We start from the raw sequence: 26,369 nt of genomic DNA on the forward strand, positions 1-26,369 counted from the left end.
GAAAGAGCAGCGGAGCAAGCTCCGCTCTACAGACGCTGCTTCCACTGGGCGAGGAACACCGCGGTCGCGGCGGCGACGTTGAGGCTCTCGACGGCGCCGCTGCCGGGAATCGACAGGCGTGCATCGCAGGCGTCGGCAAGGCGTGCATCCATGCCCTCGCCTTCCGCACCCATCACGTAGACGAGGCGCTGCGGCAGTTGGGCCGCGAACAGATCGTCACCACCACGTACGACCGTCGCGGCCAGCGAGAATCCCGCATTCCGCAGTTGTGCCGCCGCATTGTCGGTCTGCCCCATGCGCACCAATGGCACCTGCTCGGCGCCGCCTTCGGCGACGCGCGCGGCCGCGCCGGAAATCGCCAGCGTCGAGTCGCGCGGCAGCAGGATCCCGGCCACGCCGAAATGCGCGGCCGACCGCAGGATCGCGCCGAAGTTGTGCGGATTACCCACGCCGTCCAGCCACAGCGCTGCCACGGGTTTTCCCTCTGGCAGCGTGCGCAGCCAGTCGCCCATCGGCGCCGGCTCGACCTTCAGTACATCGGCGACCACGCCTTCATGGTGCGTGCTGGCGGCGAGCCGGTCTAGATCGCCTTCCTCCACCACGCGATAGCCGACGCGCTGCTTGACGCACCAGGCCAGCAGCGGCTTCAGCGCCGGAATGCGCGACTCGATCAGATAGACCTTGCGGATCGCCTCGGGTCGGCGTGCGAACACCGCGTGCACGGCATTGAGTCCATACAACCGCAGCTCGCTGCGCGAAGCTCCCGCAGGCCGCTCCTCACGCGGCGCCTCGTTGCGCGGCGCGCGCTCGTCCGGCGCACGCGGCGGACGCCGCCGGTCGGGTGGGTTGCCGGGGCCTCGCGGCGGGCGGTTGTTCCAGGGATTGCTCACGTCAGGCCTTGGTCTTCCAGAAATCGGCGTTGCGGATGCCCAGTGCATCCGGATCGAAGGTCGGATCCAGGCCGAGCTTCTTCTGCCGTTCGTAGTCGCGCAGCGCGATCAGCGCCGGCTTCTGCAGGAACAGGATGGCGACGACGTTCAACCACGCCATCAGACCCACGCCGATGTCGCCCAGCGTCCACGCCATCGCGGCGTTGTGGTACGCGCCGAACACCACCATGCCCACGATGCCCAGGCGCAGCAGCAGCGTCGCCAGCGGATGCGTCTTCTTCACGCCGGCCAGATAGGTCAGGTTGGTCTCGGCCATGTAGTAGTAGGCCATGATGGTGGTGAAGGCGAAGAAGAACAGCGCCAGTGCCACGAAACCCGCGCCCCAGCCCGGCAGCACCGACTCGACGGCGGCCTGGGTGAACTTGGCGCCCTCCGACGGCTGCACGCCGGGTACGCCGGAGAAGATCTCCACCAGCGTGTCCTTGCCGTTTTCGGTGACGCTCTTGAAGGTGTTGTACATGCCGGTGGACAGCACCAGGAACGCGGTCGAGGTGCAGACCAGCATGGTGTCGAAGTAGATCGCGAACGCCTGTACGTAGCCCTGCTTGGCCGGATGCGAGACCTCGGCGGCGGCGGCGGCGTGCGGGCCGGTGCCCTGCCCGGCCTCGTTCGCGTAGATGCCGCGCTTGACGCCCCAGATGATGGCCTGGCCGATGATCGCGCCGAAGGCCGCATGCGCACCGAACGCGCTGGAGAAGATGTCGGCGAACATCGTCGGCACCTTGCCGGCGTTGACGATCATCACGGTGACCGCCATCAGGATGAAGCCCAGCGCCATGAACGGCACCACGACCTCGGCGAAGGTGGCGATGCGCTTGATGCCGCCGAAGATGATGACCGCCAGCAGTGCCGCCACGGCCAGGCCGATCCACAGCTTCATGCCGCCCACGCCACCGAGCGACTCGCAGCCCGCTGTGCCGCAGAGCACGTTGGTCGCGCTGTCGGCGATGGCGTTGGCCTGCACGCCCGGCAGCAGGAAGCCCGCGGCGATCACGGTGGCCAGTGCGAACGTCACCGCATACCACTTCAGGCCCATCGCCTTTTCGATGTAGTAGGCCGGACCGCCGCGGTAACGGCCTTCGGCGTCCTTTTCCTTGTAGATCTGCGCCAGGGTGCACTCGATGTACGAGGTCGACGCGCCCAGGAAGCCCATCACCCACATCCAGAACACCGCGCCGGGACCACCGTAGGCGATCGCCGTGGCGACACCGGCGATGTTGCCGATGCCCATGCGGCCGGCCATCGAGATCGCCAGCGCCTGGAACGAGGACACGCCCGCCTCGGACTTCTGCCCGGTGACGGTCAGGCGGCACATCTCGGCGAAGCCGCGCACCTGCATGACGCGGGTGCGGAGGGTGAACCACAGGCCGGCACCCAGGCAGAGCGCGATCAGCGCATTGCTCCAGATGATGCCGTTCAACCAGTTGAAAAAGGCTTCCACAGAGAGGGATCTCCGGACAGTGAGGGGCGGGAGGCGGGAAGGCTGTGCGCGGATGCGCCGCCGGACCCCTGCAAGATAACCGCAACCTGCCCTTTCGCGCAGTCCCCGGAAACGGTCAGCCGGGCCAGATCCTTCCGAAAAGCCGCAGATCGTGCAGTCCGTCCGGCTTGCGGATGGCATCGCGTCGCCGGCCTTCTTCGGCGAACCCGTTTTTTTCCAGCACGCGCGCCGAGGCGGGATTGGTATCCAGCACGTTGGCCTCGACGCGGTGCAGCGCCAGCGCGGGCGCCACCCAGTCGAGGTAGACCGCCACCACGCGGGTCATGTGGCCTTGCCCCCAACGCCCCCTGCCGAGCCAGTAGCCCAGTTCGGCGCTGTGCGCCTTCTCGCCCGCATGGGGACGCACGGCAATGCCACCGCAGGCCTCGCCACCGATCTCGATGGCGAACACCGGATGCGCGAAATCCACCACGCGACCGGCGAGGAACGCCTCGCCGTCGGCCCGCGTATAGGGGTGTGGAAACCGGTCGCTCAGGCCGCGCGGCACCTGCGGATCGTCCGCATGGCGCAGCAGGGCCTCGATATCATCCTGCCGCCATGCGCGCAGCAGGAACCCCTCGCCTTCGATGCGCACGCCGTCGAACGGGCGCGCGCCGGCATCAGCCATGGCCACCGACGGAAGGCGTTTCCGCCTCCAGCTTGCTCAGCTCGTGCGCCACCGCTTCCGGTGAACGCGTGAACGGCGCGAGCAGCGCGTAGAACGCCGGCACCACGTACAGCGACAGCAGCGTGGAGAAGGTCACGCCGAAGATCACCACGATGCCGATGGTGGCGCGGCTCGCCGAGCCGGGACCGCCCGCGACGACCAGCGGAATGGCGCCCACCACGGTGGCCACCGACGTCATCAGGATCGGGCGCAGGCGCACGCGTGCGGATTCGGCAATGGCCTTGGCGACGCTGGCGCCATCGTCGCGCAGCTGGTTGGCGAACTCGACGATCAGGATGCCGTTCTTCGCCGCCAGACCGATCAGCATCACGATGCCGATCTGGCTGAAGAGGTTCAGCGTGCCGCCGGTGACCCACAGGCCGATCAACGCGCCCAGCACCGCCAGCGGCACGGTCAGCATGATGATCAGCGGGTGGATGAAGCTCTCGAACTGCGCCGCCAACACCAGGTAGACGATCAGCAGCGCCAGCGTGAAGGTCAGCAGGATCGCGCCGCCGGCTTCCTGGTACTCGCGCGACTCGCCTTTCCAGTCGATCTGCGCGTAGTCCGGCAGCTCCTCGGATACGGTCTGCCGCGTCCACTCCAGCGCCTCGCCCATCGTGTAGCCGGGCGCCAGGCCCGCGCTGATGGTGATGGCGCGCAGGCGGTTGAAACGGTTGAACGTACCGGGCTCGGCGATCTCGCTGAGCGTCACCAGATTGGACAGCGGGATCAGCGCGCCGTCGCTGCCGCGCACATAGGTCTGCGCGAGGTCTTCGGTATTGGCGCGCTTGTCGCGGCCGGCCTGCAGCATGACGTCGTATTCCTCGCCGTTGTCCACGTACGTGGTCACCTGGCGCGAACCCATCATCGTTTCCAGCGTGCGTCCGATCTCCTGCACCGACACGCCGAGGTCGGCGGCACGATCGCGGTCGATGTTCACGCGCATCTGCGGACGTGTTTCCTTGTAGTCCGAGTCCGGATCCTGGATGCCGGGATTGCCTTCCATCCGCTGCAGGATGCGGTCGCGCCACTGCGCGAGTTCCGCGTAGTCGGGGCCGCCCAGCACCAGCTGGTAGCGCTGGCCGCGGCTGCCCACCAGGCCACCGGCCACGTTGGCGCGCGCCTGCACGCCGGGCAACTTGGACAGCTCGGCGCGCAGACCGTTGACCACGTCGTCGGTGGTGGCCTCGCGCTCGTGCCAGTCCTGCAGGAACACGATCACCTGGCCGGTATGCATATCCTCGCTGCCACCGAAACCGCGCGGCACGCGCGAGTTGGCGCGCTCGATCGGCTTGTCGCCGCCGACCTGGCCCATGACGATGCGCTCGACCTGCTGCATCTGGTTGACCATGTAGTCGAAGCCCGCGCCTTCCGGACCGTCGACCATGACGAAGAAACGGCCGCGGTCTTCCGCCGGCGCCAGTTCGCTGGGCACGCGCAGGCCGAGCACGGCGATCGCGATGCCGCACAGCGCCATCGCCGCCAGCACCAGGCCGAGGATGCGCTTGCCGGTCAGGCCGACCAGCCGCTCGACGTGGCGGCCATAGCCGTCGCTGACGCGGGTCAGCGTGCGGTTGGTCCAGGCGTTGAGTCCGCGCGGCTCGGTATGCGGGCGCACCAGCTTGGACGACATCATCGGCGTCAGCGTCAGCGCGACGAAGGCGGAAATCGCCACCGCCGCCGCCAGCGCCACCGAGAGTTCACGGAAAAGGCGGCCGGTATTGCCTTCCATGAAGCCGACCGGCAGGAACACCGCCACCAGGACCGCGGTGGTCGCGATCACCGCGAACGCCACCTGGGTGGTGCCGCGTCGCGCCGCGACCAGCGCCGGCTCGCCAAGGTCGGCGCGGCGTTGCACGTTCTCCAGCACCACGATGGCGTCGTCGACCACCAGGCCGATGCAGAGCACCAGCGCGAGCAGGGTCAGCAGGTTGATCGAGAAGCCGAACGCATACAGCGCGATGAACGCGGAGATCAGGCAGACCGGCACCGTCACTGCCGGGATCAGCGCGGCACGCAGGCTGCCGAGGAACAGCCAGATCACCAGGAACACCAGCACCATCGCCTCGGCCAGCGTCCAGTACACGCGCTCGATGGAGGCTTCGATGAAGGTGGTGCTGTCGAAGGCGACGAAGATGTCGGTGCCTTCCGGCAGCGTCTGCTGGATGACCTCGGCCTCGGCGCGCGCCGCGCGCGCGACATCCAGCGCGTTCGCGGTCGATGTGCGCACGATGCCCAGGCCGACGTTCGGCACGGCGTTGCTGCGCAGGTAGGAGCGGCGCTCCTCGGCGCCGAGCTCGACCTGCGCCACGTCGCCCAGCCGCACCACGTAGCCGTCGGTGCCCTTGCGCAGTGGCAGTTGGGCGAACTGCTCGGGGCGCTGGTAGCCGCGCTCGACACGCAGGGTGAAGTCGCGCGTCTGCGATTCGATGCGGCCGGCAGGCAGTTCGACGTTCTGCGCGCGCAGCGCGGTCTCGACATCGTTGGTGGTCACGCCGCGCGCGGCCATCGCTTCGCGGTCCAGCCAGATGCGCATCGCATAGCGCTGCCCGCCGCCGAGCTGCACGCGCGCGACGCCGTCCAGTGCGGACAGGCGGTCCAGCACGTAGCGGTCGGCGTAATCGGTCAGCTCCATCGTGTCCATCACGGTGGAGCGCATGTTCAACCAGATGATGACGTCGGCGTCGGCCTCGACCTTGGAGATCTGCGGCGGATCGGCTTCGTCCGGCAGGCGGTTCATCACGCGGCTGACGCGGTCGCGCACGTCGTTGGCGGCGGCCTCGATGTCGCGACTGAGATTGAACTCGATGGTGACGTCGGCGCGGCCGTTGCGGCTGCTCGACTGGATGGTCTTGATGCCCTCGATGCCGGACAGGCCGTCCTCGAGGATCTGGGTGATGCGCGTCTCGACGACGGCCGCAGAGGCGCCCGGATAGTTCACTTCCACCGACACGATGGGCGGATCGATGTTGGGCAACTCGCGCAGGGTCAGGCGCATGAACGACATGACGCCCAGCACGACCAGCAGCAGACTGACCACCACCGCGAAGATGGGGCGCTTGATCGACAGATCGGAGAGCTTCATGACGCTCAGCCCTGGCCGTCGGCGGCGGGCGCGTCCTGCTTCGCCGGAGCCGCCGGCGCGGCGTCGGCGACCTTCACGCCAGGTCGCAGCTTGCCGGTGCCGTCGATGACTAGGCGGTCGCCGGCTTCCACGCCTTTGACGATCTCGACGCGACCATCACGGCGCACGCCGGCAGTGATCGGCCCCTGCTCGACGCTGCCATCCGCCTTCACGCGGTAGACGAAGGAGTCGCGGCCCACCTGCACCACCGCGATCTCCGGGATCACCAGTGCCTGACGCTCCGGGCGGAACAGGCGCACGTCCAGCAGCATGCCGGGGCGCAGCTTGCGGTCGGGGTTCGGGAACACCGCGCGCACCGTTACCGCACGCGTGGCCGTGTCGATGCGCGCATCGACGGTCTCGACCGTGCCTTCGAAGGTCTCGCCCGGATACGCCGTCGCACCGGCGGTGACCGCGTTGCCGGCGGCGACCGAGGCCAACGCCGCTTCCGGTACCTGGAAATCCACGTACATGCGCGAGATGTCGTCCAGCGTGGCGATGCTGCTGTTGGCGGTGATCAGCGAGCCTGGGGAGACCTGGCGGATGCCGAGCACGCCGGCAAATGGCGCACGCACGCTGCGGTCGCCGATGTCGGCGCGCGCCTGGCGCACGCGTGCGGCGGCGGCATCGCGCAGGGCCAGCTGGGTGTCGAGCTGCGAGCGCGCGATCAGCTGCTGGTCGGCCAGTTCCTTCTGCCGGCGGTAGAGGCGTTCGGCTTCGGCGTAGGTGGCCTCCGCCTGCACCAGCGTGGCCTGCGCGGCGTCGCCCTTCAGCGTCACCAGCGTCTGGCCCGCCGCGACCTGCTGGCCGCTTTCGAAATGCACGTCCTGCACGATCTCGCTGACCTTGGCGGTCAGGGTGACGGACTCACGGGCCTTCGCCGTGCCCAGCGCCTGCAGGGTGTCGTTCCACGCGCCCGGCTGCACGACCTGGGTGGTGACCGGGATCGGACGCTCACCCGCATTGCCGTTGGCCCTCGCCTGTGCGCCCTTGTCACCGCCACAGGCAGTGAGCAACACCAGGGGCAGCGCGACCAACAGGGCGCGGGGGGCGAATCGGTTGAGCATGGACCATCCCGTAATCGTCGTTATTCAGGCAGTTTACCGGGCCCGCATGACGCAAAGCGCAGCGGATGCGGCGGTTGGTGCCTGAAACGCGCCAAAGGGCGTGTGGTGCACACGCCGGACCATGACCAATGACCCTTGCCGGCCATGGCAGGCCGGTCGGCAGGTTACTCCAGCCCCAGCTTCGCCAGCACCTGCAGCGCCAGCGCCTCGGGATCGTGCTCACCCGCCTGCAGGTGCACGTCGGGCTGTTCGGGCACTTCGTAGGGCGAATCGATGCCGGTGAAGTTCGGGATCAGGCCAGCGCGTGCCTTCCTGTAGAGGCCTTTCACGTCGCGCGCCTCGGCCAGCGCCAGTGGCACGTCGACGAAGACCTCGATGAACTCGCCTTCAGCGAACCGCTCGCGCGCCATCCGCCGCTCGGCGCGGAACGGCGAGATGAAGCTGACCAGCACGATCAGGCCGGCATCGGCCATCAGCTTCGCCACTTCCGCGACGCGGCGGATGTTCTCCACGCGGTCCTCGTCGGTGAAGCCGAGGTCGCGGTTTAGGCCGTGGCGCACGTTGTCGCCATCGAGCAGGAAGCTGTGGTAGCCCAACGCGTGAAGGCGCCTGTCGACCAGGTTGGCGATCGTCGACTTGCCCGCGCCGGACAGGCCGGTGAACCACAGCACCTTCGGCGCCTGGCCCTTCTGGCGTGCCCGCGCGGCCCGGTCGACGTCGACGTGCTGCCAGTGCACGTTGCCGGCGCGACGCAATGCGAAGTCGAGCGTACCCGCGCCTGCCGTGGTGTTGTCGTAGCGGTCGATCAGGATGAAGCCGCCCAGCGCGCGATTGCGTGCATAGGCCTCGAAGGCGATCGGCTCGTCCAGGCTGAGGTTGCAGTAACCCACCTCATTGAGTTCCAGGCGCTTGGCGGCCAGGTGCTCCTGCGTGTTCACGTCGATGCGATGCTTGATGTCCGTAATCGTGGCCGCGACGGTGCGGGCACCGATCTTCAGCCAATACGGCCGCCCCGGCAGCAGCGGCGCGTCCGACATCCACAGCACGTGCGCAGCGAACTGGTCGGCCACCTCCGGCGGATCGCCGCCGGCTGCAATGACGTCGCCGCGACTGATGTCGATCTCGTCGGTGAGCGTGAGGGTCACGGCCTGTCCTGCGGATGCCGAGGCCACCTCGCCATCGGCGCCGAACACCTGCGCCACCCGCGAGCGTCGCGCGGATGGCAGCGCGATGACCTCGTCGCCCGGCTTCACCTCGCCGACGGCGATCGTGCCTGCGTAGCCGCGGAAATTCTGGTGTGGGCGATTCACCCATTGCACCGGCAGGCGCAGGCCGCTTTCGTTTTCCTGTGCGTCGACCTGTGCCTGCTCCAGGTGTTCGAGCAGGGCGGGGCCGGAGTACCAAGGCGTCCGCGTGGAGCGCGACGACAGGTTGTCGCCTTCCAGCGCCGACAGCGGGATGCAGGTGACCTCGGCAATGCCCAGCCGCTGCGCCAGCGCGCGGTAGTCGGCGGCGATACGCTCGAATACGGCCTCGTCGAAATCGACCAGATCCATCTTGTTTACCGCCAGCACCACGTGGCGGATGCCGAGCAGCGAGACGATGTAGCTGTGCCGGTGGGTCTGCGTCAGCAGCCCTTTGCGCGCGTCCACCAGCACGACGGCCAGGTCCGCGGTCGATGCGCCGGTGGCCATGTTGCGCGTGTACTGCTCGTGGCCCGGGCAGTCGGCGACGATGAACTTGCGCCGGTCGGTATCGAAGTAGCGGTACGCCACATCGATGGTGATGCCCTGCTCGCGCTCGGCGGCCAGCCCGTCCAGCAGCAGCGCGTAATCGATGCGCTCGCCCTGCGTGCCGTGCTTGCGGCTGTCCTTCTCCAGCGCAGCCAGCTGGTCGTCGAACAGGCGCTTGCTGTCGTACAGCAGGCGGCCGATCAGCGTGCTCTTGCCGTCGTCCACGCTGCCGCAGGTGATGAAGCGCAGCAGCGGCTTGTCTTCGTGCTGCTTGAGGTAGCTGGCGATATCGGTAGGGGCGCTGTCGACAAGCGTGCTCATCAGAAATAGCCCTCCAGCTTCTTCTTCTCCATCGACGCGCCGGGATCGTGATCGATCACGCGCCCCTGCCGTTCCGAGCTGGTGGTCACCAGCATCTCGGCGATGATCTTTTCCAGCGAGTCGGCCTCGGACTCGATCGCGCCTGTCAGCGGATAGCAGCCCAGCGTGCGGAAGCGGACGCGGCGCTGCTGCGGCACTTCGCCCGCACGCAGCGGAAGACGTTCGTCATCGACCATCAGCAAGGCGCCGTCGCGCTCGACGACCGGCCGTTCGGCGGCGAAGTACAGCGGCACAACGGGGATGTTCTCCCGGTAGATGTAGAGCCAGATGTCCAGCTCGGTCCAGTTCGACAGCGGGAACACCCGCACGCTCTCGCCGGTGTTGATGCGCGCGTTGTAGAGGTTCCACAGCTCGGGGCGCTGGTTCTTCGGATCCCAGCGGTGCTTGTCGTTGCGGAAGGAAAACACGCGCTCCTTGGCGCGCGACTTCTCCTCGTCGCGGCGAGCGCCGCCGATGGCGGCATCGAACCGGTAGTGGTCCAGCGCCTGCTTCAGCCCCTGGGTCTTCATCACGTCGGTATGGACGGTGGCGCCGTGACTGATCGGGCCGATGTCGCGGGCGATGCCGTCGGGGTTGATGTGCACGCGCAGGTCCACGCCGGTCTCGGCGGCGCGCTGGTCGCGGAAGGCGATCATCTCGCGGAACTTCCAGCGGGTGTCCACGTGCAGCAGCGGGATAGGCGGGCGGGCCGGGGCGAACGCCTTCAGCAGCAGGTGCAGCAGCACCGAGCTGTCCTTGCCCACCGAGTACAGCAGCACGGGATTGCGGAACTCGGCGGCGACCTCCCGCAGGATGTGGATGCTTTCCGCTTCCAGGCGGTCGAGGTGGGACAGGCGGGGTACGGCGGTCATCGAGGCGGGCAGCGGGGACGGTGGACCGGACGGGCTAGCCTAGCAGGCGTCGCCACGGGGTCCGGGAGGCAGGCCAGTATTCGGCCGGGCGCTCATGCGGACGAAATAAGCGGGCGACATAAGCCCATAACCATGCGTCCTTTCTGGCCGGCGCAACGCCTTCCTAACATCGGTCGTCCCAGTCGCGCCCACGGGCCACGCCGATGTCCGCCACCCAGCCTGTCCTCGCCCCCATCCCCCTCGCGGAGGAACGGCGGGCGCTGCTGGCCCAGGCAGTGGCCGGACTGGACGGCGCCAGCCTGTGGTGGGTCTCCGGCTACGCCGCCGGGCTTGCGCAGGCGCAACTGGCTCCGCAGGCCTCGCCCGCCACCCCGCCGACGAAGGCGGTCGCTCCCGCGGTGGCCACGCAGGCCGCCCAGCGCCTGACCATCGTCTACGGCAGCCAGACCGGCAACGCCCGCCGGGCCGCCGAAGCGCTGGCCCAGCAGGCCGAAGCGTCCGGCCTGTCGGTCCGTCTGCTGCGCGCCGATACCTACCCGCAGCGCGAACTGGCCAGCGAGCGCCTGCTCTATATCGTCATCAGCACCCAGGGCGAAGGCGATCCGCCGGACGACAGCATCGGCCTGGTCGAATTCATCGCCGGCAAGCGCGCGCCCAAGCTGCCTGAGCTGAAGTACGCCGTGCTCGGCCTCGGCGACTCCAGCTATGCGGACTTCTGCGGCATCTCGCAGCGCCTGGATGCCCGCCTGGCCGAGCTGGGGGCGACCCGCCTGATTCCGGCCGGCGCGGCCGATCTCGACATCGATACCGTCGCCACCCCGTGGCGCGAGCAGGCACTGACCCAGGCCCGCGAGCTGTTGAAGGCACCGGCCGCCACGACGGCGCTGGCGACGGTCACGCCGCTGCGCCCCGGCCAGGCGGCGGTGTGGTCGCACGAACACCCCTTCCCGGCCGAGCTGCTGCTCAACCAGCGCATCAGCGGACGTGACTTCAAGGGCCCGCGCTTCGGACAACACGGCACCGCCGACAAGGATGTGCGCCACATCGAGCTGTCGCTGGACGGCAGCGGCCTGCACTACGAGCCGGGCGACGCACTCGGCGTGCGCCACCGCAATCCCGGCGCGCTGGTCGAGGGCGTGCTCGAGGCGCTGCGCCTGGACGGCGAGACCGGCGTCAGCGACGGCGGCGACACCCTGCCGCTGCGCGAATGGCTGGCTGCGCGCCGCGAACTGACCCGCCTGTCGCGCCCGTTCCTCGCCACCCATGCCGCGCATGCGCAGGCCGACGACCTCAACGCCCTGCTCGCGCCCGCGCAGAACGCCAGCCTGGCGCAGCTGTTCAACACGCACCAGCTGGTCGACGTGCTGCGCCGCTGGCCGGCGGGCTGGTCCGCGCAGGAACTGGTCGCCGCTCTGCGTCCGCTGGCGCCGCGCCTGTATTCCATCGCCTCCAGCCGCAAGCGCGTGGGCGAGGAAGCGCACCTGACCGTCGACGTGCTGGGCTACGACGCGTTCGGCCACGCCCATGGCGGCGCGGCCAGCGGTTTCCTGGCCGCGCGCGAGGAAGGCGACCAGGTGCCGGTCTATATCGAGGCCAACGAGCGCTTCCGCGTGCCGGCCGACGGCAGCCGCGACATCCTGATGATCGGGCCGGGTACCGGCGTCGCGCCATTCCGCGGCTTCGTGCAGGAGCGTGCGGAAACCGGCGCACGCGGCCGCAACTGGCTGTTCTTCGGCGCGCAGCACTTCAACCACGGCTTCTTCTACCAGAGCGAATGGCAGGACGCGCTGCGCAGCGGCGAACTGCATCGCCTGGACCTGGCGTTCTCACGCGACCAGGCCCGCAAGATCTACGTGCAGGACCGCCTGCGCGAGCGCGGCCGCGACGTCTACGACTGGCTGCAGAACGGCGCGCACCTGTATGTCTGCGGCGCCATCGCGATGGGCAAGGACGTGCACGCGGCGTTGCAGGCCATCGTGGTGGAGCACGGCGGCGTGGACGAGGACGCCGCGCGCGACTACCTGACCACCCTGCAGACCGACGGCCGCTATGGCCGCGATGTGTACTGACGGAATCCGAACATGAGCAGCCATTCCGTCGAAGACATCAAATCCGAGAGCAACCGCCTGCGCGGCAGCCTGCTCGACAGCCTGGCCGATCCGGTCACCGGCGCGCTGCGCGAGTCGGACCAGACCCTGATCAAGTACCACGGCAGCTACCAGCAGGACGATCGCGACCTGCGCGACGAGCGACGCCGGCAGAAGCTGGAGCCGGCCTACCAGTTCATGATCCGCACGCGCACGCCGGGCGGCGTGGTCACGCCGGAGCAGTGGCTGAAGCTGGACGCCATCGCCACGCAGTACGCCAACCATTCGCTGCGCATCACCACGCGCCAGGCCTTCCAGTACCACGGCGTGATCAAGCGCGAACTGAAGGCGACGATGCAGGCCATCAACGCCGCGCTGATCGACACGCTGGCCGCCTGCGGCGACGTCAACCGCAACGTGCTGGTCGCGGCCAACCCGCTGGAATCGCGCGCGCATGCCGAGGTGCAGGCCTGGGCGGCGAAGCTGTCCGAACACCTGCTGCCCAACACCCGCGCCTACTACGAGATCTGGCTGGACGAGGAGCGCGTCGCCGGCAGCGGCGAGGAAGAGGAGCCGATCTACGGCGCCACCTACCTGCCGCGCAAGTTCAAGGTCGGCTTTGCCGTGCCGCCGGTCAACGACGTGGACGTGTTCGCCAACGACCTCGGCTTCATCGCCGTGCTGGAAGACGGTGCGCTGGCCGGCTTCAACCTGGTCATCGGCGGCGGCATGGGCGCCACCCATGGCGATGCCGAAACCTATCCGCGCGTCGGCAACGTGGTCGGCTTCATCACCCCGGAACAGTTGCTGGACGTCGCCACCGCCGTGGTCACCACCCAGCGCGACCTCGGCAACCGCGTGCAGCGCAAGCGTGCGCGCTTCAAGTACACCATCGACGATCACGGGCTGGCTACGGTGGTCGCCGAGATCGAGCGCCGCAGCGGCGTGACGCTGCAGCCGGTACGGTCGTTCCGCTTCGAACACAACGGCGACCGCTACGGCTGGGTGGAAGGCGAGGACGGTCGCTGGCACCTGACCCTGCACCTGTACGCCGGTCGCATCGCCGATACCGCGCATGCCACACACCTGACGGGCCTGCGCGAGATCGCCAACGTGCACCGCGGCGAATTCCGGATGACGGCGAACCAGAACCTCGTCATCGCCGGTGTGCCCGCCGGCGAGCGCGAGCGCATCGACGCGCTGGCGAAGGCGCACGGACTGGATGCCGGCGAACGCCTGGGCACGGCGCTGCAACGCGCCGCCGTGGCCTGCGTGGCGCTGCCGACCTGCGGGCTGGCGATGGCCGAGGCCGAGCGCTACCTGCCCGATTTCACCGAACGCCTGCAGCCGCTGCTGGACAAGCACGGCCTGCGCGACGCGCCGATCGTGCTGCGCATCTCCGGCTGCCCGAACGGCTGCTCGCGCCCCTATCTCGCCGAGATCGCCCTGGTCGGCAAGGCGCCCGGCCGCTACAACCTGATGCTCGGCGGCGACGCCCGCGGCCAGCGCCTCAACACGCTGTACCGCGAGAACATCGACGAGCCCGCCATCCTCGACACGCTGGACGGCCTGTTCGCCCGCTACGCCGGCGAACGCGACGGCGACGAAGGCTTCGGCGACTTCCTGCACCGCAGCGGCGTGGTCGCCCTGCCCGCCTATCCCACACACCGACAGATCGCACTGGAACTGCACGCATGAGCGCCCTCGCCCTTTCCCTGGACACGGACCAGATCGCCGAGCACAACGCGTCGCTGGAAGCACAGACCGCCGAGCAGCGTGTCGCCTGGGCGCTCAAGCACGGGCCGGCGGAAGCGGCGATGTCGTCGAGCTTCGGTGCGCAGGCCGCGGTGCTGCTGCACATGGTCACGCGCCAGAAGCCGGACATCCCGGTGGTGCTGATCGACACCGGCTACCTGTTCCCCGAGACCTACCGCTTCGCCGACGAGCTGGTCGAACGGCTGCAGCTCAACCTGCAGGTGTTCCGTCCGCTGGTCAGCCGCGCCTGGATGGAAGCGCGCCATGGCCGGTTATGGGAACAGGGCCTGGTCGGCATCGAGCAGTACAACAGCCTGCGCAAGGTCGAACCGATGAAGCGCGCGCTCAAGGAACTGGGCGTCGGCACATGGTTCACCGGTCTGCGCCGCGTCCAGGCCACCAGCCGCGCCAACACGCCGGTGCTGCAGCGGCGCGAGGAGCGCTGGAAGGTCAACCCGATCGCCGACTGGACCGACCGCGACGTCTGGCAGTACATGAAGCAGCACGACCTGCCCTACCACCCGCTGTGGGAGCAGGGCTACGTGTCGATCGGCGACTTCCATACCACGCGGCGCTGGGAGCCCGGCATGCGCGAGGAAGACACCCGCTTCAACGGCCTCAAGCGCGAGTGCGGCATCCACATCGACGTCTGATGCGCGGACGGCGGCCGCCCGGCTGATCCGTTCGCACCGGTCCACCCCGGTTTCGTCGCCGCATCGCGGGGTCCGTCGCGCTCCCCCTTCCCTCTGCGGACCAGCGGGCTATCCTCCACGGCACTCCCGAAGCCGTGGTGTCCGACGTGTTCCCCAGCCTGCTCCTGATCATCCGCATCCTCATCGCCTGGTTCGTCGCGATCCTGATGGCGGGCCTGGTCTGGAACGGCCTCTTCGACCGGACCTTCCTGGCGGGCGGCGCGAGCTGGTTGTTCAACCTGGCCGCGACGCTGGTGATGATTTCGGTACTGATCGGCCTGATCAGCCACCTGCGCCGCATCTGGCTGATCACCGGCCGCCTGGACAGCGCCGCGCTGTCGAGCCGGCAGCGCCGGCAGATCGAAGTGCCACTGGATACCGCCGCCGCGTTCGCGCTGATCGAAGGCGCGCTACGCGAACTCCCCCGCGCCGAAGAAGCGGAAAGCGCGCCCGACAGCCTGCAGGTGCGGGTCAAGGTGCGCCGCGTGGACAGCTTCGACGGCCCCAGCCAGCCCTCGCGCTTCAACATCATGGCCCGCTTCGCGGTGAAGCGCGACCTGGTGCAGGCCACGGTCACGCCCGGCAACGGCACCAGCAGCATCACCCTGATGGTGGGACCGGATGCGAGCGCCTGGCTGGACCTGTTCGTGCTCGACGACGGCGTCAACGTGGAGAACGCCGAGGCCGTCACCCGCGCCATCACCCGCCGCGTCGCCGACCAGCGCCGGCAGGAGCAGGCCGATGTGGTGAAGACCGTCAGCGAGAAGGAACTGACGGTGGCGCGCCTGAACCTGCTCAACGCGCAGGTGGAACCGCACTTCCTCTACAACACGCTGGCCAGCGCGCAGGTGCTGACGCGCACCGATCCGCCGCGCGCCGACGTGATGCTGGGCCATCTGATCCAGTACCTGCGCAGCTCACTGCCGCGCACCGACGATAGCCTGTCGACGCTGGGCGAGGAGCTGCAGCTCACGCTGGCCTACCTGGAGATCCTGAAGATCCGCATGGGCAGCCGCCTGTCGATGCAGATCGAGGTGCCGGAGGCGCTGAAGTCGGTGCCGATGCCATCGATGATGCTGCAGACGCTGGTCGAGAACGCGATCAAGCACGGGCTTGAACCGAAGACCGGCGGAGGCACCATCTGGATCCTGGCGCGCCAGCACGACGACCACGCGACGCTGACCGTCGCCGACGATGGCCAGGGCTTCGGTGGCCAGAGCACGGGCACCGGTATCGGCCTGAAGAACCTGCGCGAACGCCTGCGCCTGACGTTCGGTGGCAACGCCTCGTTCGCCATCGTGTCCAACTTCCCCAGTGGCGTCGCCGCCACGTTGACGCTGCCGCTGGACGGCACCACGGGTGCCGCATGAACTTCCGGGGCGTGATCGCCGAAGACGAGGAACTGCTGCGTACCGCGCTGTCCTCGCTGCTGAAGGAAGCCTGGCCGCAGCTCGACATCGTGGCCGAATGCGAGGACGGCGCCAGCGCGCTGGAATCGATCGCCGAGCTGCAGCCGGACGTCGCCTTCCTCGACATCCGCATGCCGGGCCTGACCGGTATCGAGGTCGCGCGTGGTCTGGCTGAAGCGAGCCCGCGCACGCAGGTGGTGTTCGTCACCGCCTACGACCAGTACGCGATCGATGCCTTCGAACAGGGCGCCATCGACTACCTGCTGAAGCCGATCACGCGCGAACGCCTGCTCGCCACCGTGCAGCGCATCCAGGCGCGCGCGGCCGCAGGCCATCCCGATGGCGCCACGCTGGACGCACTGCTGCGCCACCTGTCGGCGCGCCAGGGCACGCCGAGCAAGCCGCCGCTGGTGTGGATCACCGCCAGCGCCGGAAAGGACACCAAGCTGATCATGGTGGACGACGTGGCCTACTTCCAGGCCGACAACAAGTACACCACCGTGATGACCGCCGACGGCGAGTCGCTGCTGCGCACGCCGCTGCGCGAGCTGCTCGACTCGCTGGACACGAACACCTTCAAGCAGATCCACCGCTCCACCATCGTCAACATGAAGGCCGTCGCCTCGGTCAGTCGCGACGACACCGGCCGCGGCCGGCTGAAACTGAAGACGCGACCGGAAGTCCTGACCGTCAGCCAGCCCTTCATGACGCTGTTCCGCAACATGTAGCGCCGCTCTAAACCCGCCCGCCCCGCGCGGCATCCAACGTGGCATCGCCGGCACGACGCACCTGCGTCGTGGAGGGCATGCCTTTGCCCAACGGAACACCCAAGGAAAACGCCATGCGCATCATCACGTCCCTGATGTCCTGCCTGCTGGCCCTGGCAGGATGCGACGATAAGCCCAGCGTCACCACCATCCACCACAGCACCGAAAACGGGATTGACACGCTCTTCAGCAAGAGCACGCTGAAGGAAGGCGTGGCGAAGTTCGAATGCTTCGCCAGCGAGAGCGGCCAGTGCCATTACCGCGTGTACACGGAGCAATGCCCGACGCCCGCACCGGGCGATAACCCGGCTGCCTGCGCGCGCACGACGCTGGAAGACTTCGCGTTGTCGCCAGGCAAGACGCATGAGATCCGTGGCCTGCCCGACGGTTACCGCGAGTGCGTCGCGCAGCAGGCGGTCGGCGAGCGCTGCCCTTCGTGAGCGCTCAGCCTGCCGGCGCGCCAGCACCTCGTCGTTCCAGCAGGCAGGCCAGCGCGAAGCCGATCAGGTAGGCGACCACGTCCAGCAAGTCGGGCGTGCTGCCCAGCACGATGCGCAATACCGGCGAAGCCACCTGCCAGCCCGTCTGCTGGCAGACGTACTGCATCGCCTCCACCGCCAGTCCTGCGACGAGCGCCAGCAGTGGCCGCATGGGCGGACGCATCCAGACGACGCTGGCCAGCAGGCAATACACCCAGACGACCGCGATGATGTCACCCGCAAAACTGCGCAGCCAGCCCAATCCCGCGCCGACGGTCGCCAGCAGGACAAGCAGCACGAACAGGCCCGCCGCCCATCCGGCCACGGCCGGATCGAACCGCCACCTCACGCGCTGCCGCAATGTGCGCCCTCGAGGCTCTTGCCGCCGCACGCGAGGCACTTGCGGTATTTCTGCCGCTGCCGGTTGTAGCGGATGCGCGACATCATGCCGCCGCAGGCGCAGCGCAGTTCGCGACCGCGCGCCCAGCGGTAGAGGCGCCAGCTGGAATGCAGTGCCCACGCCGTACCCAGCAGGATCGCCAACAGGAACGAAAGCGAGGCCAGCCGCTGCGGCGTGAGATCGCCGAATGCGCGCTCGGTGCGCGTCACCACCTCGGCCGTGGCGAAACCGCCGACCGCAAGCACCACGGCCGGGGCGTACATGCGGGCGACCATCCGGGAGATGCGGTTCATGGGGCACGATGCGGGGGGCGATGCGCGCAGACTCGCTCCCGCAGGCACACTGCGTCAATCACACCGCCGGGGGACGCTCAGCTGGTGATCGTCTGGGTCAGCGACTGCCAGGTGGGCGGCTCTGGCCAGTCCGGGTCCTGGTTGCCGTCGATCACCCGGCGCAGGTCGCGGCGGTCGATCTGCGGCGCCAGCGCGCGCACCAGGTCCAGCGCGTAGTCGCGCAGCACGCGCTCGCGCGGCAGCACCGCCCAGGCGATGCACTCCTTCACTTCCACCGGCGCCGGCCAGGCGCGCAGGTCGGTGTCGGTGGCATTCACCGCCATCTCGGCCAACAGGCCCACGCCGAGGCCGGCGCGGACGTAGGTCTTGATCAGGTCGGCATCCAGCGCGGTCAGCGCGATGTTCGGCTCCAGCCCCACCTTGGCGAAGGCACGCTGCAACGACGAGCCAGGTCGCGTCGACGACTCGTAGCTGATCAGCGGCTGGTCGGCGAGGTCGGCCATGCCGGGCACGCGCCCGAGCTGTTCCAGCGCATGCCCGCGCGGCACCAGCACCAGCCGCCGCCAGCGGTACAGCGGCACAGCGATGCCGGCCTGCGGCTGGTCGCCGGCCGTGCTGACCACGGCCATGTCGGCATCGCCCTGCGTCAGCAGGTCCAGCGCCTGACTCTCCGGCGCCTGCTGGAGGTGCACGCTGACCTGCGGGAAGTCGCGCTTGATCTGCGCGATGGCCGGCGGCAGCACGAAACGCGCCTGCGTGTGCGTGGTGACCAGCACCAGCTGGCCCTGGCTCTCGCGGCGCTGGTTGGCGGCGTAGGTGCGGATGTTGTTGGCCTCGGCCAGCACCAGCCGCGCCCGGTCGATCACTTCCTGCCCGGCCGGGGTCACGCTCTCCAGGCTGCGGCCCTTGCGCACGAACAGCAGGAAGCCGAGTTCGTCTTCCAGCTGCTTGAGTTGCTTGGACAGGCCCGGTTGGGTGGCGTGCACGCGCGCCGCCGCCAGCGTGATGTTCAGGTCGGCATCGGCGATCGCCACCAGATAGCGGAGTTGGGTCAGCGTCATCGGCGCGGGGGCGTGGGGCCCACGGGAGGGGGGCCTTGGACTGTAGAGGATTTGTCCGGACCGTAGCGGGCGCTGCTTATAACTGCAAGGCATATGGTTTTGGTGGGATGTCATTTCCGACCACCATGAGGGGCCGGTACGGTCGACAGCCCAGCCGCCAATCCCCGACGCCCGTGAGCGCTCCGCTGTTTCCCCTGTTCGCCGACCTGCAAGGCCGCCGGGTCCTGGTCGTCGGTGGCGGTCCGGTGGCGGAGCGGAAGACCCAGGCCCTGCTGCATGCCGGCGCCCGCCCCCGTGTCGGCGCGCCCGACCTCACGCCGCGCCTGCAGGCCTGGCATGAGGAAGGCCGCATCGAATGGATCGCCGGGCGTTTCGACGCCCCCTGGTTGTCGGGCGCCTGGCTGGCGGTTGCCGCGACCGAAGACGCCAGCGTCAACCGCGCGGTGGCGGCCGCGGCCGAAGCGCGCCATGTCTTCGCCAACGTCGTCGACGATGGCGAACTCTCCTCCTTCCAGGTCCCCGCCATCGTCGAACGCGGCCCCTTGCAGGTCGCCATCTCCAGCGGCGGCGGCGCGCCGATGCTGGCCCGCCACCTGCGACGCCAGCTCGAAACCCTGCTGGACGATTCGTGGGCCTCGCTGGCGGACCTGTTCACCCGCCAGCGCCGGCGCATCCGCCAGCGCTTCCCGCAGCCCGCGGAACGACGCCGCTTCTTCGAGAGGCTGTTGGCGGGACCGCTACCGCGCCTGTACCGGCAGCGGCTGCATGCGCAGGCCGAACAGCATTTCACGGCGATGCTGGACGAGCCCGTCGCGAACACGCGCAGCGGCAGCGTCGCCGTCGTCGGCGCCGGGCCCGGTGATGCCGGTCTGCTGACGCTCAATGCACTGCGCGCGATGAACGAAGCCGACGTGATCCTGCACGACCGTCTGGTCAGCGAAGACGTGCTGCGCCTCGGTCGCCGCGACGCGACCTATATCGAAGTCGGCAAATCGGCCTCCGGCCACAGCACGCGGCAGGAAGACATCCACGCCCTGATGCTCGAACACGCACGCGCCGGCAAGCGCGTCGTGCGCCTGAAGGGCGGTGATCCCTTCGTGTTCGGCCGTGGCGGCGAAGAGCTCGAATTCCTGCACGCGCATGGCGTTCCCTATGAAGTGGTTCCCGGCATCACCGCCGCCGTCGCCTGCGCCGCCTATGCCGGCATCCCGTTGACCCATCGCGACCACGCCCAGGCAGTGCGGCTGGTGACGGCGCACTGCAAGGATTCGTTCGACACGCTCGACTGGCAAGCGCTGGCGCAGGAGCGGCAGACGCTGGCCGTCTACATGGGCGTGGCGGGACTGGAAGGCCTGCGCGACCGACTGGTCGCCCACGGCCGCGCCGCCTCCACGCCGTTCGCGCTGGTGGAGAACGGCTCGCGTCGCGACCAGCGCGTGGTGACTGGCACGCTGGCCGATCTTCCCGAAACCGCGCGTTTCCACCAGGTGCATTCGCCCGCGCTGCTGATCCTCGGCGAGGTCACCGCCCTCGCCGGCACGCTGCACTGGTTCGGCGCGCCGCCGGTCGGCGCCCCGCACCCAACACATTCCCGCAACCTTCCGGCGCCCACACTGCAGGCCGCCTGAGCCCACGCCCCCACGGAGATCCCATGGCCGTTTACGACAGCATCCTCGACACCATCGGCCGCACCCCGGTCGTCAAGCTGCACCGCGTCGCGCCCGAGCACGTCACGCTGTATGCCAAAGTCGAATCGTTCAATCCGGGCGGCTCGGTGAAGGACCGCCTGGCGCTGGCGATCATCCTCGACGCCGAGGCCAAGGGCCTGCTGAAGCCCGGCGACACCATCGTCGAGGCGACCTCCGGCAACACCGGCGTGGCACTGGCGATGGTGGCTGCGGCACGCGGCTACAAGTTCGTCGCCACGATGGTGGAAACCTTCTCCATCGAACGCCGCAAGCTGATGCGCGCCTACGGTGCCAAGGTCATCCTGACGCCCGCCGCCGAGCGCGGCAGCGGCATGGTGCGGCGCGCCGAGGAACTGGCGAAGCAGCACGGCTGGTTCCTCGCCCGCCAGTTCGCCAATCCCGCCAACCCCGCATACCACCGCCAGACAACAGCGGCGGAAATCCTGCGCGATTTCGCCGGCCGCCGACTCGACCATTTCGTCACCGGCTGGGGCACGGGCGGCACGCTGACCGGCGTGGGCGAAGTGCTCAAGGTCGCGCGTCCGGAAGTGCGCATCACTGCGTCCGAGCCGGCCGGCGCGTCGCTGCTGCAGGGCAAGGAATGGCAGCCGCACAAGATCCAGGGCTGGACGCCGGACTTCGTGCCGGACGTGCTGAACCGCGAAGTGGCCGACGAGATTCTGTCGATCACCGACGTCGACGCCATCGCCACGTCGCGCCGGCTGGCGGCGGAGGAAGGCATCTTCGTCGGCATCTCCGCCGGCGCCACCGTCGCCGCCGCATTGCAGGTCGCGCAGAAGGCCAAGCCCGGCGACGTGCTGCTGGCGGTGCTGCCGGATACCGGTGAGCGCTACTTCTCCACGCCGCTGTTCGAAGGCGTCAACGAAGGCTCCGACGACGAATGGCTGGCCTCGCTGGGCGACGCCGCACTGCCGTAACCGATCAGCTGGACGGCGGCGCGACACAATCGCGCCGCCACGTCCATTCCATCGCCTGGCCGTCGTCGTGACCATCGTCGATGCGCGCTTTCAGCGTGTCGGGATCCGGCCTCGCATAGATCACCCGCTTCGGAAAATCGTGTGCGGGATTCGCAAACACCACGCGATTCTCCTCGACACGCGCCGCGTGGAACGTGGTGACCGCCGCGCCGCCCGGCTGCGCCAGCAACACCCAGCGCCCGTCCTGTTGCGCGATCCGCATGAACTCGAAGCCGATCGCCTTGCCGTCGCGCGTATCGCGGTGCATGCCGACCAGCAGCCCGGCGCGCGGCGCCATCCAGGTTTCCTCGCTGAAGGTCTTGCCCTGCTGCCCGCACCAGTGGCCAGCCAGCCAGTCGAGGTCACTGGCGGACGCCGGGGCGGCCGTCGACAAGGTGGACAGGAACAGTAAGGACGTCGCCAGGTGCTTCATAAGGCCGCTCGCTGCCGCGGATCACGCGTGGTGCGACCTTAGCAGGCGTCGGGTCAGACAGGCGACCTCCTCACCCATGTAGGAGCGACGTGAGTCGCAACCGCGAGCTTTGAACATCCAAGGCCCAAGAGCGAGCGGGATACATGTCAACGTAGGGACGGACCATGGATCGATGCCGCCGATAGAGTGCGGTCGCGACTCACGTCGCTCCTACTACGAGCAGATCACTGCTCGTAAAGCTCCAGCGGCAGATCGTCCGGATCGGCAAAGAAGGTGAAGCGGCGGCCGGTGTACTCGTCCACGCGCACCGGCTCGGTGGCCACGCCATGGACATTCAGATGCGCGACGGCTTCGTCGAGGTCGGTCACCCGCAGCGCCAGATGGCGCAGGCCGCAGGCTTCCGGCCGCGAGACGCGGGGTGGCGGCGACGGGAACGAGAACAGCTCGACCTGGGTGCCGTCGGGCAGCGCGAGATCGAGCTTCCAGGAGTCGCGCTCATCGCGGTAATGCTCCGCGACCACGCGCAAGCCAAGCACGTCCGTGTAGAAACGCTTCGAACGCGCATAGTCCGACGCGATGATGGCGACGTGGTGCAGGCCGGCGAGGCGCATGTCAGTGCGCCGCCGCGGCATCCGCGCCGGCATTGCCACCCGAAGGCGCCTTGCCACCACGCATCAGCAGCACCAGCGGCATCGACACCAGCGTCAACAGCATCATCAGCTTGAAGTCGTTGAGATAGCCGATCGCCGCCGCCTGCCGGTTGACCTCGGCATTGAGCAAAGCGAGACCGGTGGCGGTGGACGGATCCATCGCCGCAGGAAGCAGTGTCGTCTCCGCGCCGAACGCCGGGATGCGCGCGCCGATCTCGGCATGGTTCACCTGCATCGCGCGCGACAGCATCGTCATCACCACCGAGATGCCGACCGACGAGCCGATGTTGCGCACCAGGCTGAAGAGGCCTGCGGCTTCGGTGCGCTGGTGCGGTTCCAGCGTGGCGTAGGCGACGGTCGAGATCGGCACGAACACCAGACCCAGGCCCATGCCCTGCACCACGCCGAGCCAGACGATGGATTCCATCGATGCGTTCGGGCCGAACTGGGTCATGCCGTGGAGCGACACCACCATCAAGGCCATGCCGACCAGAATTGGCCAGCGCGCGTCGATGCGGCCCAGCAGGCGACCGACGATCATCATGCTGAACATCGTGCCCACGCCGCGCGGTGCCAGCACCAGGCCGATGGTCAGCACCGGGTAGTTCATCAGCGTGCTGAGGTACGGCGGCAGCAGCGCCAGCGTGGCGAACAGCACGATGCCGACGACGAAGATCAGCGCACAGCCAACAGCGAAGTTCGCATTCTTCAGCAGGCCCAGGTCGAGCAGCGCATGGTCGCGCTTGCGCCACCACCACAGGCCGTACATATACAGCGCGAGGAAGGCGAGCGCGGCTTCGATCTGGATCTCGACGCTGCCGAACCAGTCCTCGCTCTGTCCGCGGTCGAGGAACAGCTGCAGCGCACCGATGCCCAGCGCGAGCAGGCCCAGACCGATGCCGTCGAGCGGGCGTTCGTGCGGCACGTCCTTCTTGACGCTGGCCATGATGCCGAGCAGCGCGAGGATGCCGATCGGCAGGTTGATCAGGAACACCCAGTGCCAGCTGTAGTTCTGGGTCAGGAAGCCGCCCAGCGGCGGCCCGAGGATGGGGCCGACCATGATGCCCATGCCCCACATCGCCATCGCGGCGCCATGCTTCTCTTTCGGGAAGGCGTCGAGCAGCAGCGACTGCGAGATCGGCACCAGCGAGGCGCCGAACACACCCTGCAGGATGCGGAACGCGACCATCTCGCCGATGCCGCTGGCGATGCCGCACAACAGCGAGGCGACGGTGAAGCCGCTGACCGCGATGATCAGCAGGCGGCGACGGCCGAGGCGGCCGGCAAGCCAGCCGGTGACCGGCGTCAGGATCGCCGCGGCGACGATGTAACTGGTCAGCACCCACGACACCTGGTCCTGGGTGGCCGACAGCGAGCCCTGCATGTCCGGCAGCGCGACGTTGGCGATGGTGGTGTCCAGCGCCTGCATCAGCGTGGCCAGCATCACCGAACCGACCAGCAGCGTGCGCTTGCCGGTGTCTTCCTGCGCGGTGGCGGCAGGAGCGGTGGTTGTACTCATGGGGAATTCCGGAAGGGACCGCCGTGCGCGATGCACGGCGATCCAGAGGTCACCCGGGGCGCGGCGTCAGCGGGGCCGGGCCCCACCACAGTGCCCTCGCCCGCGTCCGCACACGCCCGGGATGACATGGAAACAGGACCTCAGCGTGCGGCGGTGGCGCGGCTGGAGGCGGTGCCGCCGTCGCGCAGTTCGACATGCACGTCGGCGCTCATGCCGGCGCGCAGCTGCGGCGCGTCGGCGGCGGCGCTGTCGATCTCCAGGCGCACCGGGATGCGCTGCACGATCTTCACCCAGTTGCCGGTGGCGTTCTGCGGCGGCAGCACGCTGAACTCGGCGCCCGAGGCGGGTGCGATGGAGGCCACGTGCGCCTTCCACTTCACGCCAGGATAGGAATCGACTTCGATGGTCGCCACCTGGCCGACCTGCATCTTCGTCAGCTCGGTTTCCTTGAAGTTGGCTTCCACCCAGATTGGCGACGTGGCGACCAACGGCATCGCGGTCTGGCCGACGTTGATGTACTCGCCCACCTGCAGGTCGTGCAGGCCGACGATGCCGTCGACCGGCGCGCGGACTTCGGCATGCGCCAGGTCGAGCTTGGCCTTGGCCAGCATCGCCATCGCGGCGCGATACTCCGGCAGGTCCTGCGTCGGCGTGCCCGGGCTGCCGCTCAACGAAGCGGTGGCTTCGGACTGCGTGGCGATGGCGTCGGCCAGGTCAGTGCGCGCTTCGGCGACGGCATGGCGCGCGTCGTCCAGCATCTTGCGCGAGACCAGCTGCTGGCCGGCGAGCTGCTGCATGCGCTGGAAGTCGCGCTGCGCCCACGCCAACGTCTCGCGCGCAGCCTGGATCGAGGTACCCGTGCCGACGACCTTGGCGCGGCTGGCGCTGGCGCTGTTGGCCATGCGCGCAACCAGGGCTTCGTTCTGCGTCACCGCGATGGTCAGCGGATCGGCGTCGATGCGGAACAGCAGGTCGCCTTTCTTCACCGGCTGGTTCTGCTGCACGGCGACTTCGACCACGCGGCCGCCGACCTGCGGCGCGATCAGGATGCGCTCGGCCTTGATATAGGCGTTGTCGGTGCTGACCTCGCGGCCAGAGGCGACGTATTCCCAGCCGAAGAAGCCGGCGACGGCGAGCGGGCCGGCAACCCACAGCCACACCGGCACACGGCGACGCTTGGGAGCGGGAGTCTTGGCCGCGTTCTCGGCGGCCTCGTTGATCTTGCTGGTCATGGTGGGTATCAGCTCTTGCGGAGAGAGGAGTCGCCGCGGCTGGCGCGGTCGAGCAGGGAGAGGTTTTCGCGGATCTGGCCGAGCACCTTCAGCGCCGTGGCGAGTTCGTCGGGATCGATACCGGCCAGGCAATCCTCGCGGACGGAGGTGGCTACGGCCTCGATGTCGTGCATCACCGCATCGGACTGCGGCAGCAGATGCAGGCGCCACACGCGGCGGTCGTCCGGATCGCTGCGGCGCTCGACGAAGCCTGCTTTCTGCAGGCGGTCGACAACGCGGCCGACGGCGATCGGTTCCATGTCCATCAGATCGGCCAACTCGGACTGGGTGATGCCCTCACTCGTGTGGATGCGCTTGAGCGCACGCCACTGCACGCGGGTCAGGCCCAGATGGGCGGCGCGGCGGTCGAAGACCCGGCCGAACAACCGGCTGAGGTCCGCGATCAGGTATCCGATGGTGCTTTGGCCGGCAGGTGTCTTCATGGGTGCCTATGATATAGCTGCTTAAGCAATAATGTTCATGGCGAGAAATCCCGTTCAGTCTTGGGAATGCCCAAAGTATTGCTATTCAAGGGAATTCAGCGCACATCCTGAACAACGACGCCCCGCCGGGCTCGCGGAACGGCGAACCGGGTGGCTCAGGACCGCCGGAAACGACGACGCCGGCACGAG

23 protein-coding genes are annotated in these 26,369 nt (G+C 68.6%); 8 read left to right on the forward strand and 15 right to left on the reverse strand.

Features of this window, described 5'->3' with window-relative positions; genetic code table 11:
• Nucleotides 1-26: 26 nt before the first annotated feature.
• From ACSQ1W_RS14670 to cysD, 7 genes are all read right to left on the reverse strand, one after another.
• On the reverse strand, nt 27-890 hold the full coding sequence (locus ACSQ1W_RS14670) for a TrmH family RNA methyltransferase (RefSeq protein ID WP_436044393.1): 864 nt from the start codon (nt 888-890) through the stop codon (nt 27-29).
• Between the two features lies 1 nt (nt 891).
• Nucleotides 892-2,391, reverse strand: coding sequence for an alanine/glycine:cation symporter family protein (locus tag ACSQ1W_RS14675; protein ID WP_436044394.1), 1,500 nt, complete (start codon nt 2,389-2,391; stop codon nt 892-894).
• 115 nt (nt 2,392-2,506) lie between these two features.
• Complete coding sequence (locus ACSQ1W_RS14680; protein ID WP_436044395.1) at nt 2,507-3,058, reverse strand: GNAT family N-acetyltransferase; 552 nt, start codon at nt 3,056-3,058, stop codon at nt 2,507-2,509.
• Nucleotides 3,051-6,185 (reverse strand): efflux RND transporter permease subunit, encoded by a 3,135-nt coding sequence (locus tag ACSQ1W_RS14685; RefSeq protein ID WP_436044396.1) that lies wholly within the window; start codon nt 6,183-6,185, stop codon nt 3,051-3,053. The genes ACSQ1W_RS14680 and ACSQ1W_RS14685 overlap by 8 nt, the downstream gene beginning before the upstream one ends.
• Before the next feature lie 5 nt (nt 6,186-6,190).
• Nucleotides 6,191-7,291: an efflux RND transporter periplasmic adaptor subunit gene (locus tag ACSQ1W_RS14690; protein ID WP_436044397.1), complete on the reverse strand. Its 1,101-nt coding sequence runs from the start codon at nt 7,289-7,291 to the stop codon at nt 6,191-6,193.
• A 164-nt stretch (nt 7,292-7,455) separates the two neighbouring features.
• Entirely contained in the window at nt 7,456-9,345 is a 1,890-nt protein-coding gene (gene cysN / locus ACSQ1W_RS14695) for a sulfate adenylyltransferase subunit CysN (RefSeq protein ID WP_436044398.1), read from the reverse strand.
• Entirely contained in the window at nt 9,345-10,256 is a 912-nt protein-coding gene (cysD, locus tag ACSQ1W_RS14700; protein ID WP_436044399.1) for a sulfate adenylyltransferase subunit CysD, read from the reverse strand. Before cysD ends, cysN begins: the two co-directional genes overlap by 1 nt.
• A 203-nt stretch (nt 10,257-10,459) precedes the next feature.
• Here cysD and ACSQ1W_RS14705 point away from each other — a divergent pair, with 203 nt between their 5' ends.
• The 6 genes from ACSQ1W_RS14705 (at nt 10,460) to ACSQ1W_RS14730 (ending at nt 17,406) form a co-directional block, all read left to right on the forward strand.
• Complete coding sequence (locus ACSQ1W_RS14705) at nt 10,460-12,325, forward strand: assimilatory sulfite reductase (NADPH) flavoprotein subunit (protein ID WP_436044400.1); 1,866 nt, start codon at nt 10,460-10,462, stop codon at nt 12,323-12,325.
• A gap of 12 nt (nt 12,326-12,337) precedes the next feature.
• A complete protein-coding gene (cysI, locus tag ACSQ1W_RS14710) occupies nt 12,338-14,041 on the forward strand; it encodes an assimilatory sulfite reductase (NADPH) hemoprotein subunit (RefSeq protein WP_436044401.1) in 1,704 nt (567 codons plus the stop codon).
• A complete protein-coding gene (locus ACSQ1W_RS14715) occupies nt 14,038-14,751 on the forward strand; it encodes a phosphoadenylyl-sulfate reductase (protein ID WP_436044402.1) in 714 nt (237 codons plus the stop codon). Before cysI ends, ACSQ1W_RS14715 begins: the two co-directional genes overlap by 4 nt.
• Before the next feature lie 146 nt (nt 14,752-14,897).
• The gene (locus ACSQ1W_RS14720; RefSeq protein ID WP_436046203.1) at nt 14,898-16,160 is read left to right on the forward strand and encodes a sensor histidine kinase; all 1,263 of its coding nucleotides are present in this window, start codon (nt 14,898-14,900) and stop codon (nt 16,158-16,160) included.
• Entirely contained in the window at nt 16,157-16,927 is a 771-nt protein-coding gene (locus tag ACSQ1W_RS14725) for a LytR/AlgR family response regulator transcription factor (RefSeq protein ID WP_436044403.1), read from the forward strand. Before ACSQ1W_RS14720 ends, ACSQ1W_RS14725 begins: the two co-directional genes overlap by 4 nt.
• Nucleotides 16,928-17,040: 113 nt before the next feature.
• A complete protein-coding gene (locus ACSQ1W_RS14730) occupies nt 17,041-17,406 on the forward strand; it encodes a hypothetical protein (RefSeq protein ID WP_436044404.1) in 366 nt (121 codons plus the stop codon).
• A gap of 4 nt (nt 17,407-17,410) precedes the next feature.
• Here ACSQ1W_RS14730 and ACSQ1W_RS14735 read toward each other — a convergent pair whose 3' ends face one another.
• The 3 genes from ACSQ1W_RS14735 to ACSQ1W_RS14745 all read right to left on the reverse strand — a co-directional run bounded on the left by ACSQ1W_RS14735 (nt 17,411) and on the right by ACSQ1W_RS14745 (nt 19,199).
• A complete protein-coding gene (locus ACSQ1W_RS14735; protein WP_436044405.1) occupies nt 17,411-17,794 on the reverse strand; it encodes a DUF2809 domain-containing protein in 384 nt (127 codons plus the stop codon).
• Nucleotides 17,791-18,138: a hypothetical protein gene (locus ACSQ1W_RS14740; protein ID WP_436044406.1), complete on the reverse strand. Its 348-nt coding sequence runs from the start codon at nt 18,136-18,138 to the stop codon at nt 17,791-17,793. The genes ACSQ1W_RS14735 and ACSQ1W_RS14740 overlap by 4 nt, the downstream gene beginning before the upstream one ends.
• 77 nt (nt 18,139-18,215) lie before the next feature.
• Nucleotides 18,216-19,199, reverse strand: coding sequence for a LysR family transcriptional regulator (locus ACSQ1W_RS14745; protein WP_436044407.1), 984 nt, complete (start codon nt 19,197-19,199; stop codon nt 18,216-18,218).
• A 173-nt stretch (nt 19,200-19,372) separates the two neighbouring features.
• Between ACSQ1W_RS14745 and cysG the strand changes: the two genes are divergently transcribed.
• Together cysG and cysK are read left to right on the forward strand one after the other, a co-directional pair.
• Complete coding sequence (cysG, locus tag ACSQ1W_RS14750) at nt 19,373-20,827, forward strand: siroheme synthase CysG (RefSeq protein WP_436044408.1); 1,455 nt, start codon at nt 19,373-19,375, stop codon at nt 20,825-20,827.
• 23 nt (nt 20,828-20,850) lie between these two features.
• Nucleotides 20,851-21,825, forward strand: coding sequence for a cysteine synthase A (gene cysK / locus ACSQ1W_RS14755; protein WP_436044409.1), 975 nt, complete (start codon nt 20,851-20,853; stop codon nt 21,823-21,825).
• Nucleotides 21,826-21,829: 4 nt separating this feature from the next.
• On the opposite strand, the gene ACSQ1W_RS14760 is transcribed toward cysK, so the two are convergent.
• The 5 genes from ACSQ1W_RS14760 to ACSQ1W_RS14780 all read right to left on the reverse strand — a co-directional run bounded on the left by ACSQ1W_RS14760 (nt 21,830) and on the right by ACSQ1W_RS14780 (nt 26,180).
• Nucleotides 21,830-22,297, reverse strand: a complete 468-nt coding sequence (locus ACSQ1W_RS14760) for a DUF6265 family protein (protein WP_436044410.1) — start codon at nt 22,295-22,297, stop codon at nt 21,830-21,832.
• A 224-nt stretch (nt 22,298-22,521) separates the two neighbouring features.
• Complete coding sequence (gloA2, locus tag ACSQ1W_RS14765) at nt 22,522-22,908, reverse strand: SMU1112c/YaeR family gloxylase I-like metalloprotein (RefSeq protein WP_436044411.1); 387 nt, start codon at nt 22,906-22,908, stop codon at nt 22,522-22,524.
• Nucleotide 22,909: 1 nt separating this feature from the next.
• A complete protein-coding gene (locus tag ACSQ1W_RS14770) occupies nt 22,910-24,466 on the reverse strand; it encodes an MDR family MFS transporter (RefSeq protein ID WP_436044412.1) in 1,557 nt (518 codons plus the stop codon).
• A gap of 140 nt (nt 24,467-24,606) precedes the next feature.
• On the reverse strand, nt 24,607-25,698 hold the full coding sequence (locus ACSQ1W_RS14775; RefSeq protein WP_436044413.1) for an HlyD family secretion protein: 1,092 nt from the start codon (nt 25,696-25,698) through the stop codon (nt 24,607-24,609).
• An 8-nt stretch (nt 25,699-25,706) separates the two neighbouring features.
• The gene (locus ACSQ1W_RS14780; protein ID WP_192272972.1) at nt 25,707-26,180 is read right to left on the reverse strand and encodes a MarR family winged helix-turn-helix transcriptional regulator; all 474 of its coding nucleotides are present in this window, start codon (nt 26,178-26,180) and stop codon (nt 25,707-25,709) included.
• Between the last annotated feature and the right edge of the window lie 189 nt (nt 26,181-26,369).

The sequence above is a fragment of the Pseudoxanthomonas sp. LjRoot143 genome, from assembly GCF_964252945.1.
Taxonomy (GTDB): Bacteria; Pseudomonadota; Gammaproteobacteria; order Xanthomonadales; family Xanthomonadaceae; genus Pseudoxanthomonas_A.

Excerpts from the sequence above, each read along its gene's own strand:
- cysD (WP_436044399.1), bottom strand. The coding sequence starts at position 10,256 with ATGACCGCCGTACCCCGCCTGTCCCACCTCGACCGCCTGGAAGCGGAA.
- cysI (WP_436044401.1), top strand. The coding sequence starts at position 12,338 with ATGAGCAGCCATTCCGTCGAAGACATCAAATCCGAGAGCAACCGCCTG.
- ACSQ1W_RS14760 (WP_436044410.1), bottom strand. The coding sequence starts at position 22,297 with ATGAAGCACCTGGCGACGTCCTTACTGTTCCTGTCCACCTTGTCGACG.
- ACSQ1W_RS14685 (WP_436044396.1), bottom strand. The coding sequence starts at position 6,185 with ATGAAGCTCTCCGATCTGTCGATCAAGCGCCCCATCTTCGCGGTGGTG.
- ACSQ1W_RS14680 (WP_436044395.1), bottom strand. The coding sequence starts at position 3,058 with ATGGCTGATGCCGGCGCGCGCCCGTTCGACGGCGTGCGCATCGAAGGC.
- ACSQ1W_RS14775 (WP_436044413.1), bottom strand. The coding sequence starts at position 25,698 with ATGACCAGCAAGATCAACGAGGCCGCCGAGAACGCGGCCAAGACTCCC.
- ACSQ1W_RS14705 (WP_436044400.1), top strand. The coding sequence starts at position 10,460 with ATGTCCGCCACCCAGCCTGTCCTCGCCCCCATCCCCCTCGCGGAGGAA.
- ACSQ1W_RS14730 (WP_436044404.1), top strand. The coding sequence starts at position 17,041 with ATGCGCATCATCACGTCCCTGATGTCCTGCCTGCTGGCCCTGGCAGGA.
- cysK (WP_436044409.1), top strand. The coding sequence starts at position 20,851 with ATGGCCGTTTACGACAGCATCCTCGACACCATCGGCCGCACCCCGGTC.
- ACSQ1W_RS14745 (WP_436044407.1), bottom strand. The coding sequence starts at position 19,199 with ATGACGCTGACCCAACTCCGCTATCTGGTGGCGATCGCCGATGCCGAC.
- ACSQ1W_RS14740 (WP_436044406.1), bottom strand. The coding sequence starts at position 18,138 with ATGAACCGCATCTCCCGGATGGTCGCCCGCATGTACGCCCCGGCCGTG.
- ACSQ1W_RS14690 (WP_436044397.1), bottom strand. The coding sequence starts at position 7,291 with ATGCTCAACCGATTCGCCCCCCGCGCCCTGTTGGTCGCGCTGCCCCTG.
- cysN (WP_436044398.1), bottom strand. The coding sequence starts at position 9,345 with ATGAGCACGCTTGTCGACAGCGCCCCTACCGATATCGCCAGCTACCTC.
- ACSQ1W_RS14770 (WP_436044412.1), bottom strand. The coding sequence starts at position 24,466 with ATGAGTACAACCACCGCTCCTGCCGCCACCGCGCAGGAAGACACCGGC.
- ACSQ1W_RS14725 (WP_436044403.1), top strand. The coding sequence starts at position 16,157 with ATGAACTTCCGGGGCGTGATCGCCGAAGACGAGGAACTGCTGCGTACC.
- ACSQ1W_RS14780 (WP_192272972.1), bottom strand. The coding sequence starts at position 26,180 with ATGAAGACACCTGCCGGCCAAAGCACCATCGGATACCTGATCGCGGAC.
- gloA2 (WP_436044411.1), bottom strand. The coding sequence starts at position 22,908 with ATGCGCCTCGCCGGCCTGCACCACGTCGCCATCATCGCGTCGGACTAT.
- ACSQ1W_RS14715 (WP_436044402.1), top strand. The coding sequence starts at position 14,038 with ATGAGCGCCCTCGCCCTTTCCCTGGACACGGACCAGATCGCCGAGCAC.